This window comes from Pigmentiphaga sp. NML030171 (assembly GCF_002188635.1).
Classification (GTDB): domain Bacteria; phylum Pseudomonadota; class Gammaproteobacteria; order Burkholderiales; family Burkholderiaceae_B; genus Pigmentiphaga; species Pigmentiphaga daeguensis.
This window is the reverse complement of sequence record NZ_NINX01000010.1, coordinates 17,252-36,076: the sequence shown is the minus strand read 5'-3', so window position 1 is coordinate 36,076 and position 18,825 is coordinate 17,252. Positions and strand designations below refer to the sequence as shown.

At 67.4% G+C, this 18,825-nt stretch carries 18 protein-coding genes; 1 reads left to right on the top strand and 17 read right to left on the bottom strand.

Annotated features, from left to right (window positions below; genetic code table 11):
* Positions 1–6 precede the first annotated feature (6 nt).
* The 3 genes from CDO46_RS01745 to CDO46_RS28555 all read right to left on the bottom strand — a co-directional run bounded on the left by CDO46_RS01745 (position 7) and on the right by CDO46_RS28555 (position 3,430).
* A complete protein-coding gene (locus CDO46_RS01745) occupies positions 7–1,278 on the bottom strand; it encodes an MFS transporter (RefSeq protein WP_087836853.1) in 1,272 nt (423 codons plus the stop codon).
* 111 nt (positions 1,279–1,389) lie between these two features.
* Positions 1,390–3,024 (bottom strand): bifunctional diguanylate cyclase/phosphodiesterase, encoded by a 1,635-nt coding sequence (locus CDO46_RS01740; protein ID WP_243724702.1) that lies wholly within the window; start codon positions 3,022–3,024, stop codon positions 1,390–1,392.
* Complete coding sequence (locus CDO46_RS28555) at positions 2,936–3,430, bottom strand: MHYT domain-containing protein (protein WP_243724701.1); 495 nt, start codon at positions 3,428–3,430, stop codon at positions 2,936–2,938. The genes CDO46_RS01740 and CDO46_RS28555 overlap by 89 nt, the downstream gene beginning before the upstream one ends.
* A gap of 309 nt (positions 3,431–3,739) precedes the next feature.
* Between CDO46_RS28555 and CDO46_RS01735 the strand changes: the two genes are divergently transcribed.
* Entirely contained in the window at positions 3,740–4,816 is a 1,077-nt protein-coding gene (locus tag CDO46_RS01735) for a permease (RefSeq protein ID WP_087836852.1), read from the top strand.
* Between the two features lie 42 nt (positions 4,817–4,858).
* Here CDO46_RS01735 and CDO46_RS01730 read toward each other — a convergent pair whose 3' ends face one another.
* The 14 genes from CDO46_RS01730 to CDO46_RS01660 form a co-directional block, all read right to left on the bottom strand.
* Positions 4,859–5,458, bottom strand: a complete 600-nt coding sequence (locus CDO46_RS01730) for an HpcH/HpaI aldolase/citrate lyase family protein (RefSeq protein WP_243724700.1) — start codon at positions 5,456–5,458, stop codon at positions 4,859–4,861.
* 79 nt (positions 5,459–5,537) lie between these two features.
* Positions 5,538–6,497 (bottom strand): LysR family transcriptional regulator, encoded by a 960-nt coding sequence (locus CDO46_RS01725; protein ID WP_087836850.1) that lies wholly within the window; start codon positions 6,495–6,497, stop codon positions 5,538–5,540.
* A gap of 53 nt (positions 6,498–6,550) precedes the next feature.
* Entirely contained in the window at positions 6,551–7,723 is a 1,173-nt protein-coding gene (locus CDO46_RS01720) for an acyl-CoA dehydrogenase family protein (RefSeq protein ID WP_087836849.1), read from the bottom strand.
* Between the two features lie 13 nt (positions 7,724–7,736).
* Positions 7,737–8,714, bottom strand: coding sequence for a tripartite tricarboxylate transporter substrate binding protein (locus CDO46_RS01715; RefSeq protein WP_087836848.1), 978 nt, complete (start codon positions 8,712–8,714; stop codon positions 7,737–7,739).
* A gap of 25 nt (positions 8,715–8,739) precedes the next feature.
* Positions 8,740–10,293, bottom strand: coding sequence for a long-chain-fatty-acid--CoA ligase (locus tag CDO46_RS01710; protein ID WP_087836847.1), 1,554 nt, complete (start codon positions 10,291–10,293; stop codon positions 8,740–8,742).
* Entirely contained in the window at positions 10,290–10,772 is a 483-nt protein-coding gene (locus CDO46_RS01705; RefSeq protein ID WP_087836846.1) for a MaoC/PaaZ C-terminal domain-containing protein, read from the bottom strand. The genes CDO46_RS01710 and CDO46_RS01705 overlap by 4 nt, the downstream gene beginning before the upstream one ends.
* On the bottom strand, positions 10,769–11,881 hold the full coding sequence (locus tag CDO46_RS01700) for a mandelate racemase/muconate lactonizing enzyme family protein (RefSeq protein ID WP_087836845.1): 1,113 nt from the start codon (positions 11,879–11,881) through the stop codon (positions 10,769–10,771). Before CDO46_RS01700 ends, CDO46_RS01705 begins: the two co-directional genes overlap by 4 nt.
* A complete protein-coding gene (locus CDO46_RS01695) occupies positions 11,881–12,855 on the bottom strand; it encodes a tripartite tricarboxylate transporter substrate binding protein (RefSeq protein WP_165963372.1) in 975 nt (324 codons plus the stop codon). The genes CDO46_RS01700 and CDO46_RS01695 overlap by 1 nt, the downstream gene beginning before the upstream one ends.
* 30 nt (positions 12,856–12,885) lie before the next feature.
* The gene (locus CDO46_RS01690; RefSeq protein WP_087836843.1) at positions 12,886–14,052 is read right to left on the bottom strand and encodes a CaiB/BaiF CoA-transferase family protein; all 1,167 of its coding nucleotides are present in this window, start codon (positions 14,050–14,052) and stop codon (positions 12,886–12,888) included.
* Positions 14,049–14,750: a dienelactone hydrolase family protein gene (locus tag CDO46_RS01685; protein ID WP_165963371.1), complete on the bottom strand. Its 702-nt coding sequence runs from the start codon at positions 14,748–14,750 to the stop codon at positions 14,049–14,051. Before CDO46_RS01685 ends, CDO46_RS01690 begins: the two co-directional genes overlap by 4 nt.
* 21 nt (positions 14,751–14,771) lie before the next feature.
* Positions 14,772–15,914, bottom strand: a complete 1,143-nt coding sequence (locus CDO46_RS27855; RefSeq protein WP_165963370.1) for an acyl-CoA dehydrogenase family protein — start codon at positions 15,912–15,914, stop codon at positions 14,772–14,774.
* 5 nt (positions 15,915–15,919) lie between these two features.
* On the bottom strand, positions 15,920–16,897 hold the full coding sequence (locus tag CDO46_RS01670) for a tripartite tricarboxylate transporter substrate binding protein (protein ID WP_165963369.1): 978 nt from the start codon (positions 16,895–16,897) through the stop codon (positions 15,920–15,922).
* Position 16,898: 1 nt separating this feature from the next.
* The gene (locus CDO46_RS01665) at positions 16,899–17,699 is read right to left on the bottom strand and encodes a citryl-CoA lyase (protein WP_087836840.1); all 801 of its coding nucleotides are present in this window, start codon (positions 17,697–17,699) and stop codon (positions 16,899–16,901) included.
* Between the two features lie 163 nt (positions 17,700–17,862).
* Complete coding sequence (locus CDO46_RS01660) at positions 17,863–18,825, bottom strand: ABC transporter substrate-binding protein (protein WP_087836839.1); 963 nt, start codon at positions 18,823–18,825, stop codon at positions 17,863–17,865.

Here is an 18,825-nt window from a genome sequence, read left to right as displayed (position 1 = left end):
GGCGAGTCAGCTCGCCGGCGTGGCGCGCGGCACCATCAGCGTCGCGCGCCGGGGCAGGCGCATGGACAGCAGCGCGGCCGCCACCAGCAGCGTGCCGGCCGCGCCGAACGACACCCAGTGCGTGCCGAAGGTCTCGTAGCCCCAGCCTCCCAGCCACGAACTGATCATGCCGCCGAACTGGTGTCCCAGATAGGCCCAGCCGTACAGGATGCCCACCAGCTTCACGCCGTAGACATCGGCCAGCAAGGCCGACGACAGGGCGATGCTGCCCGACCAGACGATGCCGCCCAGCGTGGCGGCGGTATACAGCTCCCAGTGCGTGCCCACCACGACCAGCGCGAAGAACCCCAGGCCGCGCACGAGATAGATGGTGGCCAGGATGTCGCGCCTGGGCAGCACGTCGGCCAGGCGTCCCAGCACCAGTGTGCTGAACACGGCCACCGCGCCGATCAGGCCGATGCCCAGCGCGCTGGTCATCGCATCGAAGCCGTGGTCCATCAGCATGGGCACGCCGTGCGACCCCAGCAGGTTCATGCTGAAGCCACAGGCGAAAAGGCCTAGCGCGATCTGCCAGAAAGGCGCGGAGCGCAGCGCATCGCCCACGCGCAAGGTGGCGGCGGCCGGCCCGGGCTGCGAGGACCTGGCAGCGGCGCGCGCCGCCAGGTCCTCGGGACGCAGGTCCGCTTCGGGCGGCGCATTGTCGCGGAAGATCAGCAGCGCGGCAGGCACCGTGAACAGGGCGAAGGCCGCCGCGAAGACCAGCATGGTCGCGCGCCAGCCCAGCCAGGCGATGAACGACGTGAACACCGGCGTCATCAGCGCGATGCCGGCCATCGATCCGGTGGAAAGAAAGAACAGCGCCATGCCGCGCTGCCGCGTGAACCAGCGGGTCAGGATGGGCGTGAGCGCCACCGGACTGGTCAGCCCCAGCCCCACCGACTGTCCCACCCCGAACGCCAGGAAGAACGCCAGCGGATGACGTGCCAGTACCGTGGCGATGGACGAAGCCACGACCACCGCCATGCCGGTCAGCAGCACGAAGCGCGTGCCGCGCGCGGCCACGAGATAGCCGGCCAGCGGCATGGCCAGGCCATAGCACAGCATGCCGATCGCGACCATGCCGGCCAGCATGCTGCGGCTGAAGCCCAGGTCTTCGGTGATGGGAAGGAAGAACGGGCCGATACCCATGCGCATGCCGACGGTCAGCAGCGTCAGCACCGTGGCCGCCGCCACGATGGTCCAGCCGAAATACCAGTTGCCGATGCGTTGCCCTGCCAATTGTGTCCCCTTGCCTTGATTCGAGCCGCCACGGCGCGCTGCCTGGCCTGCCGCAAGGATACCCTCAACCGCCGGGCGCCGCCGTCCGCTGTCCGGTCGGTCCGTGCTTTCCTAAGGATGCACCAGCTTATCAGCCACGGCGGCCAGGCATATCTGGCCGCTGTCGACGATCTGGCCCAGCGGCGCAGGACGGCCGAGCAGATAACCCTGCGCTTCGTCGCAGCCTTCCTTGCGCAGCAGCGACAATTGCCCCTGGGTCTCGATGCCTTCGGCCAGCACGGGAATGTCCAGGCTCTTGCCCAGGGCCAGGACCGCGCGCACAATGGCCCGCGCCTGCGGGCTGGACTCCACCTCGCTGACGAACGAGCAGTCCAGCTTGATCGTGTCGAACGGGAAGGCGCGCAGCGTCTCGAGCGAGGAATAGCCGGTGCCGAAATCGTCCAGCGCGATACTCACGCCCAGGGCCTTGATCTCGCGCAGCATGCGCAGCGAACGTTCGCGGTCGGCGAACAGCGTGGACTCGGTCAGCTCGAGCTCCAGCCGCGCCGGCGGTAGTCCGGTGTCCGCCAGCACGTCCTGGATGAGCGCCGGCAGGTCCGAATGGGCGAACTGCGCGCGCGACAGGTTGACCGCGACCTTGTAGGGCGGATCCCAGGACACGGCGCGGGCGCATGCATGCCTGAGCACCCATTCTCCCAGCTGCAGGATGAGGCCGTTCTCCTCGGCCAGCGGAATGAACTCGGCGGGCGGAACGTAGCCGCGCCGGGGATGCTGCCAGCGAAGCAGCGCCTCGTAGCCGCGGATCTCGCGCGTCTCGACAGAGGTCTGCACCTGGTAGTGAATGTCGAGCTGGCCGCTCTCGAGCGCCTCGCGCAGCTCGCTGGCCAGGGTGCGCCGGGCGCGCACCGCCTCGTCCATCGACGGTTCGTAGAAGCAGACGTTCTTCAGCATGTCCGACTTGGCCCGGTACATCGCCAGGTCGGTGTTGCCGATCAGCATGCTCTTGTCGCGGGCGTCGTCCGGATAGATGGCCACTCCCAGGCTGGCGCCCGGCACCGCTTCCCAGTCGTCGACCTGGATCGGGGCGAACAGCGAGGTTTCCAGCCGCGACAGGAAGTCGAGCAGGCTGCCCTCGCGCAGGCGGTGGATGGCGACGAACTCGTCTCCGCCCAGCCGCGCGACGAATTCGCCTTCCTGCAGCAGGCTTCTCATGCGCTGGGCAAGGATCACCAGGACCCTGTCTCCCGCGGCATGGCCGTGCAGGTCGTTGATTTCCTTGAAGCGGTTGAGGTCGATGCCCACCAGCGCCACCTTGCCGCCCATCTGATCGGCAAGATAGAGCTCGTTGTCCAGGCGCTCGTTGAAACTGCTGCGGTTGGGCAAGTTCGTCAGGCTGTCCGTCATCGCCATGTGGCGCAATTGCTCCAGCGACTCGGAACGCACGCTGTCGTCGATCAGATAACTGGCCACGCCCGCCGCCGCGATGACCAGCGCCACGCCGGTGACCGCCAGGGCCAGTGCCTGCAGCGCCTGCGGCTGGGAAAACACCCCCTCCACCAACATGGGGGACACCTGGAAAGCCGTCATGCCCGTGAAATGCAGGCCGGCGATGCCCAGTCCCAACAGGCAGCCGCCGGCATAGCGGTACGCGGGCCGGTCATCGCTGACGACCAGGTGCAGGGCCAGGCCGGAGAATACGACGGCGATCGCGATGGACGCCGCGAGATAGCCCATGTGCCAGGACACGATGCCCTGGACCCGATAGGCCATAGTGCATCAGGACGATGGCCAGCCCCACCGCGGCCCCGCCCAGGGCGGGCGCGAACCGCCACCGGCGGCTGCTCGCCAGCGCGAAGCCGGGCACCGCGCCGACGATGGCGGCCAGCAGCGACAGCACGGTCACCGTAGGATCGAACGCGATGGGCACCCCGGGATCGAAGCCGATCATCGCCACGAAATGCATGCACCAGATCGCCGAGCCGGCCGCCACGACCGTCAACACGTTCCAGCCCAGGCGCTGGACGCCGGCCGTACGCGCGGCGCGCAGAAACAGGCGGATGGCCACCCAGGACCCCGCGCAACCGATCAGGACGGCAAGTAACACCAGCCAGGGATTGTGGCTGTCGACGATACATCCCAATACGGTCATCATCTGATCGCGCTTCCTACGCGTGGGCTGCCGCGCCCAATAAAAAAGCCCATGCGATCACGGGCTGGAACGGCTTGCGGGCCGGGCATGGCGGAAACGCCACCGGGCTCGCATGACCGGCGATTGTAAGTGATTTTGTCTGCCGGACTGCATCGGTTCGCGCCAAATGTCAATAGTTGCAGTTCAGATGACTATTTGTAAAAACGGTAGGCCGCCAGCTCGGCCGGGAATCGTGGCACCGCGAAAGAAAAGGCCTGCGCAGCCACTAAAATGGTGCCTCCTCGCCAACGACGGCACCTTGCGCAGCCCTTCATGAGTACCCACGCCTCCCCACGCTCCGCCCCCCACCCCGCCTGGGCCATCGCGGTGTTCGCGCTGATCGCGATCGCCGGCCTGTTCTACGTGAAATGGTCGCCCTATTACGACCGCGCCTTCGTCGCGGCCGACACGCACTCCATCGGCCGGTCCATCCTGATGGGCGGGCAGTCCGCCCCGCCCGCGCCATCGATGCAGGCGGCGCTGGACTATGCAGTGGCCTACGGCCTGGCCATCTGGAAGGCCATGGTGCTGGGCCTGTTGCTGGGATCGGGCGTGCAGGCCCTGCTGCCGCGCGCATGGATATTGCGCCTGCTGGGCGGCACCGGCCTGGGCAGCGTCGTGGCCGGCGGCCTGCTTTCGCTGCCCGGCATGATGTGCACCTGCTGCGCCGCGCCGGTCGTGGCCGGCCTGCGCAAATGCCAGGCGGCGCCCGGCAGCGCCGCCGCGTTCTGGCTGGGCAACACGGTGCTCAACCCCGCCACGCTGATCTTCATGGGCTTCGTGCTGGGCTGGCACTGGATGGGGCTGCGCCTGGGACTGGGCCTCGTGATGGTGCTGGGCCTGGGCTGGCTGCTCAACCGCATGAGCCAGGGCCGCACCGGCACCTTCGACGTCGCGCAGATGCAAGCCATGCAGGCCGCGGGCGAGACGGGCCCGGAAGACCCGAACGTATTCCGGCGCTGGATGCGCATCCTGGCCCGCATGACGCTGCGCCTGCTGCCCGAATACATCGTGCTGGTCCTGCTGCTGGGCGCCGCGCGCGCCTGGCTGTTCCCGGAAGTCGGCGCCGGCGTGGACAACAGCGTGCTCTGGATCGTCGGCCTGGCCGTGGCCGGCATGCTGTTCGTCATCCCCACCGCCGGCGAAGTTCCCATCGTGCAGGCGATGCTGTCGCTGGGCATGGCCGCAGGCCCCGCCGCCGCGCTGATCATGACCCTGCCGCCCATCAGCCTGCCCTCGCTGGCGATGGTGGCGAAGTCGTTCAGGCCGGTGGAACTGGCCGTGCTGGTGGCGGGCGTGGTCGGGATCGGCGTGGTGGGCGGGGGGCTGGCGGTGGCGCTGGGGTTCTAGAAGCGCCAGCGACGGCGGCCAGGCCGGGGCCATGGGCCGTCTTCAAGTGTGAGGAGGCGCGGAAAAACGCTCGCGCATCTGCCTGGCCCTGGACGCCGCCCCTGTGGCCAGGAACGACAGGTCCGTACCCGTCGATACGTAGCGGGCACCCAGCTCGACGAACTCGGCCGCGAGCGCGGGGTGCGCGTTCAGTCCGCCTATGCCCAGGTGCTTGCCATTCACCTCGCAGGCACGCATGCATGCGGCATAGGCCTGGCGAATCAGCGGATGGTCCAGTTGCCCGGGGATACCCAGTTCCGCGCAGAGATCGTTGGTGCCGATGAACAGCATGTCCACCCCGTCGACGGCGGCGATGGCATCCACCGCCTCCAGCGCCACGGCCGACTCGATCATGATGACCACCATGGTGGCGGCATCGATCGCCGCCCCGGCTTCCGCGCCGGGAAAGCTCCGGAATCTCAAGTGAGGCAGCGCCGCGGTGAATGAGCGCGAGCCGGAGGGAGGATATTTCGCGGCGCGTACCACCCGGGCGGCTTCGTCCGCGCCCTGGACGTGGGGAGCAATGACACCGAGGGCCCCGCCATCCAGTACCCGGGCGATGCAGTCGGGCGCGAGCGATGGCACCCGGACAAATGGCGTCACCCCCAGGCTCAGGCCCGCGACGCACAGCTGACGCCAGGAGCGGCGAGGGAAATGGTCTGCAACGACTACGGCTTCCGAGCTAGCCTGCCGTCCGCAATTGCGCGCCCTGCTCCAGGAACAAGTCCGCGAAGACGCCGCGCAGCCAGCGAGTGCCGGCATCCTGGTGGCTGCGTTCATGCCAGAACTGCTTGACCTCGAATTCCGGCACCTCGAAAGGCAGCGGCAGCATCTTGACGTGACGCCAGGGCATCATGAGACGCGCCACGGTACCGGGGATGACCACCAGCAGTTCGGTAGCGGCCAGGATCTCGGGCACGATGGTGAAATGCGGCACACGCAGCGCGATGTGGCGGCGCAACCCGTTCTTCTCCAGGTACTGCTCGATCAGCGTCGTGGTCGAGGAATGCAGGGAGGCGCGGCTATACCGCGTCCCCGCCGGCTCGATCATGATATGAAATTCCTCGCTGAAACTCTGGAGGCCGAGCGATGCGCCGATGCGCGGGTGATCCGACCTCAGCAGGCAGACATGGCGGTCGCTGAACAGACGCTGCTGGTAGAACCCCGCACTCAATCCGGGCAGGAAACCCACCGCGAGGTCGGCGTCCCCGCATTCGAGCGCTTCGCGGTAGCTTTCGCGCGGCAATTGCAGTATGCGCAGCCCGACGCCCGGCGCCACGCTCTTCAGGTGCTGCATCAGGCGAGGCAGGTAGACCACTTCGCCGATGTCGCTCAGCAGTATCTGGAAAATCCGCTCCGACCGCGCCGGATCGAACGCCACGGCTTCCTCCAGTCCCGCGCGCATGATGGCCAGCCCGGCCCGCACGCTGGGAGCGATACGCTGCGCGAACGGCGTGGGCTCCATTCCCGTCTTCACCCGCACGAACAGCGGATCGCCGCACAGATGGCGCAAGCGGGTCAGGGCATGGCTCATCGAAGGCTGGGACAGGCCTACGCGCAATCCGGCCCGCGTGACGTTGCGCTCCTGCATCATTGCGTCGAAAGCCACCAACAGGTTCAGATCGATGCTCTCGATGTTCATTGCCGCCCTCCGTGGAATGCGATCGGTCGCCGGCGGCAATGCCTACTGCCTGTTCAAGTTTCGAAGCGATTGGTTCCGTACCGGCCGGACAGCGCCCCCGACGCAATGATCATCCGCTGCATTTCGGAAGAACCTTCGGTAATGGTGCGGCTGCGCGCATCTCGATACATGAGTTCCAGCGGCAATTCGCGAGACAACCCCACGCCGCCGTAGATCTGGATGGCCCGGTCGACGACGCGTATCAACATTTCGTCCGCGTAGAGCTTCACCGCGGACGCCTCGAGATGATAGTCCAGTCCGCGGTCCGCCTTCCACGCGGCGTGCAGCACCATGGATCTGGCTGCATGGAGTTCCACCATGGAATCGGCGATCATCCACTGGATGGCCTGGCGCCGGGCCAGGGGCTGTCCGAACGTACAGCGTTCGTTGGCGTAGGCGATCGCCATGTCCAGGGCCCGCTGCGCGCGCCCCAGCGCCTTCGGGCCGTGGATGAGGCGGCCCATGTCGAGAAATTCCCGCGCCAGCTCCCAGCCCTGCCCGGCCACGCCCACCATGCTGTCCGCCGGAACCCGAACATTGTCGAACAGCAGTTCCCATGGCCGGTCCGGCGACATCAGCTCGAAGCTCTGGCCCAAGCGCATCCCCGGCGTGCCCCGGTCGACCAGAAAACAGCTGACACCCAGCTCCTGTCCATCCTTGATGGTGCGCGCGAACACCTGCGCGAAATCCGCCTTGTCGGCGCCGGTGATGAAGACCTTGGCGCCGTTGATGACGAAGTGATCGCCGTCGGCGATCGCGGTCGTCCGCATGCCGGCCGGATCGGACCCGGCCCCCGCTTCGGTCAGCGCAAAACAGGTGCGCTTCTCGCCCCGGGCGACGGGCAGCAGGTACGTTTCCTTCTGCTTCTGGCTGCCACGGAACAATACCGGCCCCAGATAGGGCGTCAGAACCGTGGGGGCACGGAACGAGGGGACGTTGCACCGGGCCAGTTCCTCGAACACGACACACATGCCGACAACGCCGACGCCCCCTCCGCCCGCCTCCTCCGGCAGATCGAAAGCCCAAAAGCCCAATTCCTTCGCCTTGTCCTGCAACCGCAGCCGGACATCGTCGGGAATGTCATACTCATTGGCGTAACGACCTTCCAGCGGCAACAACTCGTTTTCCACGAAACGGCGCACGGCGTCGCGCAGCATGCGCAATTCCGGTTCCAGCTCGAAATCCATCGTTCTTCTCCGGCTAGTCCAGCTTCACCTTGGCATTGCGGATGCTGGCCTCGTACTCCGCCCGGTCCCGGACCAGGAAACGGCCGAACTCCTCGGGCCCCTGGTTCAACGGCTCGAGCCCGACGCCCGTCACGTACTTGTCCAGGAAAGCCGGCTGCGAGACGACGGCCGACACGTCGGCGGCGATCCTGCCCACGATGGCGTCCGGCGTGTCCCTGGGCGCGACCAGGCCGAACCAGGCTTGCGAGACCATCTCCGGAAACCCCAGCTCCGCGAACGTCGGCGCGGCAGGAAAGGCGGTGATCCGCCTCGGCGCCGCAACCGCCAGCAGCCTGACCTTGTCTCCCTGGACCATGGGAATGGATGGCGGCACGCCTACCCAGGCCACGTCGATCTGGCCGCCCACCAGGGCGGCCATGACGTCGGCGACGCCCTTGTAGGGAACGTGATTCATCCGGATGCCCGCCAGCGACGAAAAGGCCTCGGCATCGAGTTGAGCCTTGCTTCCCACGCCATACGAGCCGTAGGTCACCTCTCCGGGACGCGCCTTCGCGCGCGCCACGAGCGCCTCCACGCTCGCCAGACCTGACTTCCTGCTCGCCAGCAGAATCTCCCGCGTCTGTACGAGATTGACCACCGGCACGAAATCCTTGACCGGATCGTAGGAAAGCTTGCGATAGAGATATTGATTGGAGGAGAGCGTCGGGTCGTTGGCCATCAGCAGCGTGTAGCCATCCGGCGCCGCACGGGCCACGTGTTCGGCGGCGATGATGGTATTGGCCCCGGGCTTGTTCTCGACGATGACAGGCTGCGACCAGCGGCTCGTCAACTCCTGGGCGATTCCACGCGCCACGACATCCGCCAGGCCGCCGGCGGTGAAGGGTACGACGATGCGCACCATCCTGGCGGGAAACGCCTCGCCGTGCGCCGCTCCGGCTGCCGCCAACCATGCCAGCGCGGCAACGCCGGCGAGAATCCTGCGTAGGTTCATGCTCGTCTCCTTTTGGTCTGTCTGCTCAGGCGACTTGCCTGGCCTTGTTTGCCCAGTACGGCGCGCGCAATGCCTTCTTGTCTATCTTGTTCGTGCTGGGCAGGCGCGGCAGCGCAGCCATGAATTCGATGCTGCGCGGCTTCTTGTAGCTGGCCAGCCTCTGGCGGCAGTGTTCGATCAGCGTGCGCTCGTCGGCCTGCCCGCCCGCCTTCAGGGCGACGAATGCCTTCACCGACTCCCCCCACTTCTCATCGGGCACGCCGATCACCGCTGCTTCCAGGACCGCGGGATGAAGCAGCAACGCCTCCTCCACTTCCCGCGAATAGATGTTCTCGCCCCCAGAGATGATCATGTCTTTCTTGCGATCGACGATGAACAGGTAGTGGTCCTCGTCGAAATAGCCCAGATCGCCCGTCTTCATCCACCCGCCGTCCAGCGCCGCCGCGGTCTCCGCCGGCCTGCCCCAATAGCCCTGCATGATGGCGGCCGAGCGCATGGCGATTTCGCCGATTCGCCCCTGTTCCAGTTCCCGGCCCTGCTCGTCCAGGATCCTGATTTCCACGCCGGGGATCGGCTGGCCTGCCGACGCCATGCGGGCGGCCTGGGCCGAGTCCCCCTCCGGTTCGTGCTGGTGCTTCAGGAGAGCGGTGCCGGGCCCGTGCTCGGTCATCCCATAGACCTGCATGAAAATCCGGCCAAGCGCGCGATGCGCCCGCCGGGACAGCGCCACCGACATCGGCGCGGAGGCATAGCAGATCGTCTTCAGGCTGGACAGGTCCACGGCCTGCCTTTCCTGCTCGTCCAGCAGGGCCTGGATCATGATCGGCGCGAAGTGGGCGGCCGTCACGCGATGGCGCGCCATGCTGTCCAGGATCTCCCGCGCGTCGAACCGGCGGTGCAGTACGATCGTCGCACCGCAGATCAGGTAGCTGAGCAGCTCGGTGGTACCCCCTATGTGATAGGCGGGCATGACGATGAGCATGCGGTCAGTGGGCTGCGCGCCGTGCGACAGCGCCAGCATGCGGGCCTGCTCCACCTGGCCGGCGTTGCCCAGCATGACACCCTTGGCGGTTCCAGTGGTGCCGCTGGTATAGATCAGGAAAACGGTGTCGTCGTCCCGGGCGCGCATCGGCGGCGGCACGGCGTCCGCGCGGGCGATGGCCGCCTCGTAGCCCGAATCGCCCGCATCGCCGCCCAGCTTCATGGTCTGGACCTGCGCAGGCAAGGCGGTGCACAACTCCCGCACCCGGTCCTCGTACTCCGGGTCATAGACCAGCAGGGCAGGAGCGCAATCACGCAGGATGGCAACCTGGTCCGCCGCCGACAGCCGGTAATTCATCCCGACCGCGATGAACCCGCACATGCCCGCCACACAGTACATCTCCATGTATTCGGGACAATTCTGGGCCAGGATCGCAATGCGGTCGCCGCGCGCCAGGCCCTGGGCGAGCAACGCATTGCCGAGCCGTCTCACCCTTTGCCCGAACTCTCCGTGCGTGATGACGCGGCCTTCGAAAAGAAAGGCCGGATGATCGCGCAGGCAGCGCGCGTTGTGGTCGACGATGTCGCCGAGAATCATGATTGTTCCCCCCTGGATGAGAGCCGCAGCATGGTTCCTCCATACCCTTCCTGGAACGACTCCCCGTCCGGGCCGAGCAGTTCGAAGCGTCTGTCGACGATGGCTCGCTGTCCGTCGGATGTCACCCGCTTGCCATTGATCGTCGCCCTGACATGCACCGTGTCCCCCACCCGCAACGGCCGCCTGTATCGCCACTGCGCCAGGCCGGTCGCGCCGACGACAGGATCCGCGAATACAGGCAGTTGCGTCGCCATGCCCATGGCCAGCAGGATGCCGTAGGGGCCCTGGAACATCGGCCCCGGCATGCCTGCCGCACGGCAGAACTCGACGTCGGCGTGAATGGGGTGCCAGTCTCCGCTCAACATGCAGGCCAGGGAAAGATCGGTCTGCGTCAACGTTCGGGCGCTTCCCTCGTAACGCTCGCCCACGACCAGTTCGTCATAGGCGATGGCGTGCCTGCCCATTCGGACATTGCTCATGACGGCACCTTGAAATCTTTCATGCTTTCCCAGTCCACGAGTTCGGCAACGGAGGGGGTCTCGGGCAGGGCCACCATGCCGTCGACGATCGCCGGCACGTGCCCGACGTACTGCTCCCGCATGGCCAGGAACCAGCTCAGTTCGGCGGGTAGCGAGCCGGCCGGCAGCGTCGCGGCGAATTGCAGGCCGCTCCACGTGCCCATGGCGCTCTCGCCCATGAGGCCTGCTACCGTGCCGGCCCGTGCCCGGGCGGCAAGATCGCGCATGGCCTGCGCATCGGAAAGGCCGAAGCGCCCCGGCTTCGCGCTCAGGATGCCGGCGCCGCGCTCCAGGAAAAGCCGGGCGTCCCGCGTCGAGGTCATCCCGAAATCGACCAGCAGCGGCAGGCCCGCCTCCCGTTGCAGGGCCTGGAACGCGCCATCCGGGGACAAAGGCGAAGGATCTTCCACGACCTCCACGCCTTCCTGCGCCATGGCTCGCACGTAGTCCGCGGCTTCTTCGAACGGATAGGCGCCATTGGCATCCACATACAGGCGCGTGGCATCGCCCAGTGCCCGGCGTACCGCCGCCAGGCTGGCCCGGTCCAGATGCAGCCCCTGCCCGCCCTTGATCTTCAGGGTCCGAAAGCCATGGGCTTGCACCATCGCGGCGGCCTCGCGCGCCATGGCGTCGGGCGCCTGCCGGGTAACGGCCCAGGACAGTTCGACCTCGGACCGCCCCTTCCACAGCCGCCACAACGGCTGCCCCTGGCGGGCTGCTTCCCAGTCCCAGCATGCGTTGTCGATCAAGGCCTTGGCGACGGTGTTGCCCGGGATGGATTCGAGCGCCCCGCGTAGTTGCCCCGGCCCCGACAACCCCGTTTGCCGGGCCAAGGGCTCGAACACCTCGCGCAGCGTGGCGACGAGACTGGCTGCGGTGGCGCCGACCCACGTCGGCTTGACCACGACCTCGGCCGCCCCCGCCGCGCCGGACTCGGTCTCGATGCGCAGGATCACGAACTGCGCGGCCGCCTCGGTCATGTCGCTCCAACGGACCTCGCGAGCGTAGGCAAGGCTGCGGACGAACACGTCCCAGCGCACGATGCGCTCGATCTGACTGTTTTCGGCCATCAGTCCACCCGTGCGCCCGATGCTTCGATCAGCGTCTTCCACTTCGGTGATTCGACCGCGATGTAAGCGGTCAGGTCTTTGGCATCGAGGTAGTGCGGTTCCGCGCCGAGTTGTTGGAGTCTTTCGCGCACGTCGGCCTGGGCCAGGATACGCTCGACCTGCGCGCTCAAGCGGTCGACGATCTGCGCGGGCGTATCCTTGGGCGCGAACAAGGCGTACCAGCCCAGCACATCGAATCCCGGATAGCCTGCCTCGGCCACCGTGGGCAAATCGGGAGCGAGCGGGGTGCGCGCGCTCGATGTCACGGCCAACGCCCGCAACCGGCCCGCCTGCACCTGCTTCATCACCGCGGGCACGGTAAAGAAGGTCATGGAGACATCGCCGGCGATGACACTCGTCACCGCGTCCGGACCGGTCTTGTACGGAACGTGTTTGAGGCGAATCCCGGCCATGCTCTGCAACAAGGCCCCCGCCAGATGTCCCGACGTGCCGTTGCCGGCCGACGAGTAGGTCAGCTCGCCGGGCTTCTCGCGCGCCAGCGCGACGAGTTCCGCCACCGATCGCACGGGTAGCTCGCGATTGACGACCAGCAGGTTCGGCGCAATGGCGACCATGGCGGCGGGCGGCACGTCGCGCATCGGGTCATACGGAAGGTTCTTGTACAGGTGCGGCCCGACCGAGTGCGTCGGACTGCCGCTCATCAGCCATACATAGCCGTCCGCGGGTGAGCGGGCCACCTGGGCGGCACCAACATGTCCGCCCGCCCCAGGCTTGTTCTCGACGACGAATGGCTGGCCGAAAGCCGCCTCCAGTTTTTGCGCGAGCAGGCGGGCAACGATGTCCGCGGTCCCCCCCGCCCCCGACGAGACGACGATGCGCACCGGCCGATCCGGCCACCCGGCCGCGCCCGCCGGGCCGGCGGCAACCGCCAGGCCCAGCGCGCACAGCGTTCCCGTGAAGCGTGCCAACTTCATCGCCATCTCCTTCGTGCGGAAAGATCCGCGTCAGATGATTCGGGCCTGCCTGAGCTCGCTCATGGCGGCTTCGGAAAAACCGGCCTCCCGCAAGACTTCTTCCGTGTGCTCGCCCAGGTCGGGCGGAGGCAGGAAATTGCTGTCGTGGTCGCCGTCGTAACGGATCGCGCGATGCGCGGCGCGCAACGTGCCGTGGCGCGGATGCTGCTGCGTATAGAAGACGCCCAGGTGACGCACCTGCGGATCCTCGTCCAGTTCGTCCAGCGTCCGCTCCGGGGTGAACGGAACGTCATGGGCCTCGAGCCGGGGCAGCCAGTACTCCCGCTCCCGCTGGGCAAACACCTCGGCCAGCGTGCGCGCCAGTTCGTCGTAGCGTTCCACGCGATCGTGGCGTGCCGGATAGGCCGCGAGCAGGTCCGGGCGGTCGATCGCCTGGACCAGCCCGCGCCAGAATTTGTCGGGCGACGAAAGATGCAGGGCGATGCGGCGCCCGTCACGGCAGGTCAGGATGTACGACTGCGACATGGCTGCCCGCCCATACAGCGTGGGCGTCTGGCCGGTTGCCAGCATCGAACCCAGCGGCTCGCACGCCATGGCGATCATCGCTTCGAGCATGTTGACCTCGACCTTGCGCCCCAGGCCGGTCGATGCCCGCTCCACCAGGGCGCCCAGGATCCCGAGGCAGGCGTAGATGCCCGTCACCGCATCGGATACCGCGGGGCCGGCCACCCGCGGGTCCTCGCCGCGGTGGAACATGGACAGCCATCCCGAGACCGCCTGCCCCACGTTGTCGTAGGCCGGCCGGCCGGCATAGGGGCCGCTGGCGCCGAAGCCCGTGATGGCGCAATAAACAAGGCGGGGATTGAGCCGACGCAGACGCTCGGCGCCCAGGCCCAGCCGCTCCTCCACGCCCGGACGCATGTTCAGGAGCAGCACGTCGGCGTCTTCCACCAGCTTGTCCAGCACGGCCCGCCCCTCGGGTCGGGTGTAGTCCAGCGCCAGGCTGCGCTTGTTCCTGTTGTGCGCCTGGAACTGGGGGCTGTAGAGCCCCCCCTTGAATGCGCGGAACGGGTCGCCGCTGCCCGGCCGCTCGATCTTCACGACATCCGCCCCCAGTTCGGCCAGCGACATGCCGGCCAGCGGCGCGGTAATGAAATTCCCCAGGTCGAGCACCCGGATCCCTTGAAGGACTTTCATCGATTGCCTGCCCCCAACGCGGTCCGCAGGAACGCCGTGGTCCGCTCGTGGGCCAGCTCGGCCGCCGCCAGCTCGCCGCGCGTATAGAAACCGTGGCCGACCCCGGGGTATCGGTGAAAGCCTCCGCCTGCCGTGGGCGGCAGCGCAGCTTCTATCCTGGCCTGGGCCTCGGCGGACGCGTAGCGGTCCTGGTCGCCGTAGTGCAGCACCACCGGGCAGCGCAAGGCGGCCGCCTCGTCCAGATGGTCCTCCACCCCCACGCCATAGAACACGGCCGCCGCATCGACCTCCAGTCTGGCGGCGCAGCGGAATGCCAGCTTTCCTCCCAGGCACAGGCCCACCACCGCCACGCGGCCCCGGAATCCCGGCATGGCGCGGATGTGCGCGGCAACCCTGCCGATGTCGGCCAGGCCCGCCTCTTCGTCGAACCGCTCCAGATACTGGAACGCGCGCTCGATGTCGGCCTTCGAATGGCTCAGCTCGACGCCCGGCTCGATGCGCCAATAGAGATCGGGCGCCAGCGCGAGATAGCCTTCGGCCGCATAGCGATCGGCGACGCCGCGTATCGCGTCGGTCACGCCGAATATCTCCTGCAGCACGATCACGGCATGGCCGTTCGGTTTCCCCGGTCGACTGACATAAGCGGCGAAACCGCGCCCGTCGCCGGCGTCGATGGTGGTCTTTGCTTCTGACATCATGGTCCTCCCGCGCATCAGGCGTCAGACGAGGTAGCTGCCCTTGAGCAGTTCCCGCGCGATGGAATTTCTATGGATCTCGGTCGTTCCGTAGCCGATGGACATGCCGCGCGCGTCGCGGAAGTAGCGCTCGAAGGGATATTCCTCCGACAGCCCGTATGCGCCGGCAAGCTGCATGGCCTGGTTGGTCACGCGCACCGCCATCTCGTTGGCATAGGTCTTGGCGATGGAAACCTGCGCCACCGACTGCCGCCCCTGGTCGATGGCCTGCGCGGCCCCGTACACCAGCGCGCGCGCCGCCTCGATATCCATCGCCATGTCGGCCAGCTTCCACTGCAATCCCTGGTTCTCCGCAAGCGGGCGGCCGAACTGGGAACGGTCCTTCAGATGCTGGACGGCATGGCCCAGCGCCGCCTGGGCCAGCCCCAGGCAGATGGGGGGGTTGCCGGTGATGCGATCGGCGTCCAGCACCTGCAGCAAATCCTTCATCCGTCCAGCCGGCAGGAGCAGGTTCTCGGCCGGCACACGGCAGTCCTGGAAGACCAGTTCGGCCATGCCCGTCCCGCGCAGCCCCAGCAGATCCAGATGCTTGCCCACCGAAAACCCGGGCGTGCCGCGCTCGACCAGCACCGCCCCCACGCCCTTCATGCCGGGCTCGTCGGTCAGCCGCACCAGCACCAGGAACACGTCCGCCACCTGGGCGGCGGTGCACCAGAGCTTGCTGCCATTGATCACGTAATGCTGGCCATCGCCGACGGCGCGGGTCTGCACATTGCCCACGTCGGAGCCCGCATTCGCTTCCGACATGCTCCAGGCCGCATACCGCTCCGCCTTGGCGAAGGCAGGCAGGTAGCGCTGCCTGAGCGGTTCGGAACCGATGTGCAGGATGGCGCGCGGCGTCGCGCCGTCGGTGCAGGAATACAGCATGGCCGTATTGGCGCAGGACCGCGCCAGTTGCTCCACCACCAGCACCGTCTCCAGCAGCCCCAGGCCTGTCCCGCCGTAGCTCTCGGGCAGGAAAATGCCGGTATAGCCATGCCCGGCCAGCACCTTCAGGTTGTCGAGCGGAGGCCGATACTGCCGGTCGGCCGCCGCCGCGCCCGGCGCGAACCGTTCGCTCGCCAATGCATGGACCGTGTCCCGGATCAGCCGTTGTTCCTGAGTCAATTCCACTATTCGCCCTTTGCGCCGGTCAACTTGATGATGTGCTGGTAGTGCGCCGACTCCCGTTGCAGGAAAGCGCCGAACTCCTCCGGCGTGGACGGAGCCCCCTCCACGCCCAGCTTCACGAACTGTTCCTTGACCTCCGGGCTCTCGAGCGCCTTGCGGATCTCCCTGCTCAGGCGCCCCACGATCGCTGGCGGCGTGGATGCCGGCGCGACCACCCCGTACCAGGTCATGAAAGAGAACGCCTTCAGGCCCGACTCGGCCACCGTGGGAATGTCCGGCGCGATCGCCGACCGCTCCTTGCCCGAGACGGCCAGCCCCTTGAGCCGGCCCGAACGCACGTGCGGCACGCCCGAGGACATGCCGGTGAACATCACGTCCACCTGCCCGCCCACCACATCGGCCAAGGCCGGGGCGACCCCCTTGTAGGGAACATGGGTCAGATCGATGTCGGCCAGCGCCTTCACCCACTCCATGGCGAGATAGTGCGGGGTGCCGTTCCCGATAGAGGCATAGGTGATCTTCCCGGGCCGCGCCTTGGCGGCGGCGATCAGTTCGTGCACGGTGGAAACCTGCGCCTTGGGATTGGCCACCAGGATGAACGGCACGAAGACCAGTTGGCTGACCGGCGCGAAATCCTTGACCGAGTCGTAGGACAGCTTCTGCCCGAAGAAGATCGGGTTCAACGCGTGGGAATCCGTCACCAGGCCGATCGTGTAGCCGTCCCCCTCGGCCCGGGCCACCGCCTCGGTCCCGATGATGGTGCTGGCCCCGGGCCGGTTCTCGATGATGACGGGCTGGCCCAGGTTTTCCGCCATCCTTTTGCCGACGGCGCGCGCCACGATGTCGGTACCGCCTCCCGCCGGATAAGGCACGATGAAGCGGATGGGCTTGTCGGGCCACTCCGCATGCGCGGTGGACGGCCCCCACCAGGCCAGGCCCGCCACCGCAACCGCCAGCCATCGCATCGATAGTCGCCGCATGTCACCCTCCTTGTCGTCCGCCCGCGGGCGGCGTGTCATGTTCGCCAGCCTCTTCCTCGGTACGCAGCCAGATCTCGGCGGCCACCGGATGCGCCTGCTCCTCGACCAGATGGCCGACCAGCCCCACTGCCCGGCCCATGACCGCGATCCCGCGCGCCGCGCGCCAGGAGATCCCAAGCTCGCAGCACAGCGCGCCGATGGCGCCGGTGGCATTGACGGGCAGGCTCTTGCCGTAAACCGCCTCGGCTTCCTGGCCGATGGCGCGCATCAGGTCGACATACCGTCCGGAATAACCTTCTTCTGCCGCGACCTGAAACAGGCGGCCCGTGCGCGGATCAACGGGTTTGTGCAGGTTGTGGCCGATACCCGGGACGGACTGCCTGCGGTTCCGGAAATCCGCGACCACGCCGCGCGCAAGCTCTTCTGGCGAGCCCTCCGGCGTAGCGGCCCAGGCGGATTCCAGCATCCGTGCCGCGCCTTCGGCTGTACCGGCGAAAGTGGTTCCCATCCCGCACAGCCCCGCGGCCACCGCGGACTGCAGGGACTCCGGCGCCCCCAGGTAGGTCAGCCGCGCGACGATGGACATGGGCGTCATGCCGTGCTCGACCAGGGTGACGAGAATGGCGTTGAATACTCGGGATTGCCGCGCATCGGGCAGGCGTCCGGTCAGCTCCAGGTACGCCATATCGCCGAAATTGAGGGTACCGATGATGTCCCGGGCCAGGTCCAGGCCCTGGACGAAGATGCGTTCGGGGGTGCTGCGGCCCATGCCGCTGCGTATCGGCCGCCGGTTCCGGCTCATGTCGTCTCCTGTTCCACTTCGGTGGATTCTTTTGGGGGCGGCATGCGCCGCCTGTTGGAGACGAAAGATAGGCGCTCCTATTGGCCGGCGTCCAATAGAAGGCGGTCATTCCCTGTATGCGGGGAACGAATAGTGGTGGGCGGGGATGCGAGCCGGCGCAGGCTTACCAGCCCGGGAACAGCTCCTCGGCGGCCGGCCGGCGCGGAATCAGCCCTTGCTCGTGCGACCAGCGGATCTGCGTCTCGATCATGTCGCGGTTGGCCTCGAAACCGTAGGGCCAGAAGTCCTGCCCCATCAGCGCCTGCGTGCTCTCGGCCTCGGCCTGCATCCATGGCAGCATGACGGGCAGCGCCTGGTGGATGGCCAGGCGGTCCTGCGCCACCTGCTTGGCCTGGTTGAATGCGGCCAGCAGCGCCTTGGGCAGGCCGGGGTTCGCCTCGGCCACGTCGCGCCGCAGCGCGATCACATGCATGATCGGAAAGCGCCGCGTGCGCGCGTAGTAGTCCTTTTCGACGTCGCGCCAGTCGGGAAACAGCCGGCCCACGCCGGCGCGGCCGAAAATCGCCGGCGGCGTGTAGGCGATCAGCGCATCGAGCTGGCCGGCCTCCATCATCGACGACAGCGTGCGACCCCGCACGGCCTGGATATTCACCCCCTTGGGCCAGTTGCGCGGGTCGATCGTGTCCCGCTCCACGTGGTCCACGTCGCCGGCAAACCACGCGCAACTGCCCGGATCGAAGCCGTATTCGTCCGACAGCATGCCGCGGGCGACCAGCGCCACCGTGTTGGAATACTCGCGCAGGCCGATCCTCTTGCCCGCCAGGCCGGCCGGCGTGGCGATACCGCTGCCGGCCCGCACGTAGATGGCCGAGTGGCGGAACGAGCGCGACGGGAAAATGGGCAAGGCCACATAGGGGCAGCCGCCTCGCACGCTGGCGATCAGGAAGTTGCTGAACGACAGCTCGGTGACCTCGTACTCGGCGGTCTGGAAAGCCTGCGAGAAGATGGCCTCGAGGTCGCCGGTCGCGAACCGGGTCTCGAAGCCCTCGACACCGACGCTGCCGTCGACCAGGGCACGAGTGCGGTCGTAGTCGCCGACGGCGATGCGAATGGAGGGTTGGGACAT

Excerpts from the sequence above, each read along its gene's own strand:
- CDO46_RS28555 (WP_243724701.1), bottom strand. The coding sequence starts at position 3,430 with ATGATGACCGTATTGGGATGTATCGTCGACAGCCACAATCCCTGGCTG.
- CDO46_RS01735 (WP_087836852.1), top strand. The coding sequence starts at position 3,740 with ATGAGTACCCACGCCTCCCCACGCTCCGCCCCCCACCCCGCCTGGGCC.
- CDO46_RS01725 (WP_087836850.1), bottom strand. The coding sequence starts at position 6,497 with ATGAACATCGAGAGCATCGATCTGAACCTGTTGGTGGCTTTCGACGCA.
- CDO46_RS01720 (WP_087836849.1), bottom strand. The coding sequence starts at position 7,723 with ATGGATTTCGAGCTGGAACCGGAATTGCGCATGCTGCGCGACGCCGTG.
- CDO46_RS01715 (WP_087836848.1), bottom strand. The coding sequence starts at position 8,714 with ATGAACCTACGCAGGATTCTCGCCGGCGTTGCCGCGCTGGCATGGTTG.
- CDO46_RS01710 (WP_087836847.1), bottom strand. The coding sequence starts at position 10,293 with ATGATTCTCGGCGACATCGTCGACCACAACGCGCGCTGCCTGCGCGAT.
- CDO46_RS01705 (WP_087836846.1), bottom strand. The coding sequence starts at position 10,772 with ATGAGCAATGTCCGAATGGGCAGGCACGCCATCGCCTATGACGAACTG.
- CDO46_RS01700 (WP_087836845.1), bottom strand. The coding sequence starts at position 11,881 with ATGGCCGAAAACAGTCAGATCGAGCGCATCGTGCGCTGGGACGTGTTC.
- CDO46_RS01695 (WP_165963372.1), bottom strand. The coding sequence starts at position 12,855 with ATGAAGTTGGCACGCTTCACGGGAACGCTGTGCGCGCTGGGCCTGGCG.
- CDO46_RS01690 (WP_087836843.1), bottom strand. The coding sequence starts at position 14,052 with ATGAAAGTCCTTCAAGGGATCCGGGTGCTCGACCTGGGGAATTTCATT.
- CDO46_RS01685 (WP_165963371.1), bottom strand. The coding sequence starts at position 14,750 with ATGATGTCAGAAGCAAAGACCACCATCGACGCCGGCGACGGGCGCGGT.
- CDO46_RS01670 (WP_165963369.1), bottom strand. The coding sequence starts at position 16,897 with ATGCGGCGACTATCGATGCGATGGCTGGCGGTTGCGGTGGCGGGCCTG.
- CDO46_RS01665 (WP_087836840.1), bottom strand. The coding sequence starts at position 17,699 with ATGAGCCGGAACCGGCGGCCGATACGCAGCGGCATGGGCCGCAGCACC.
- CDO46_RS01660 (WP_087836839.1), bottom strand. The coding sequence starts at position 18,825 with ATGTCCCAACCCTCCATTCGCATCGCCGTCGGCGACTACGACCGCACT.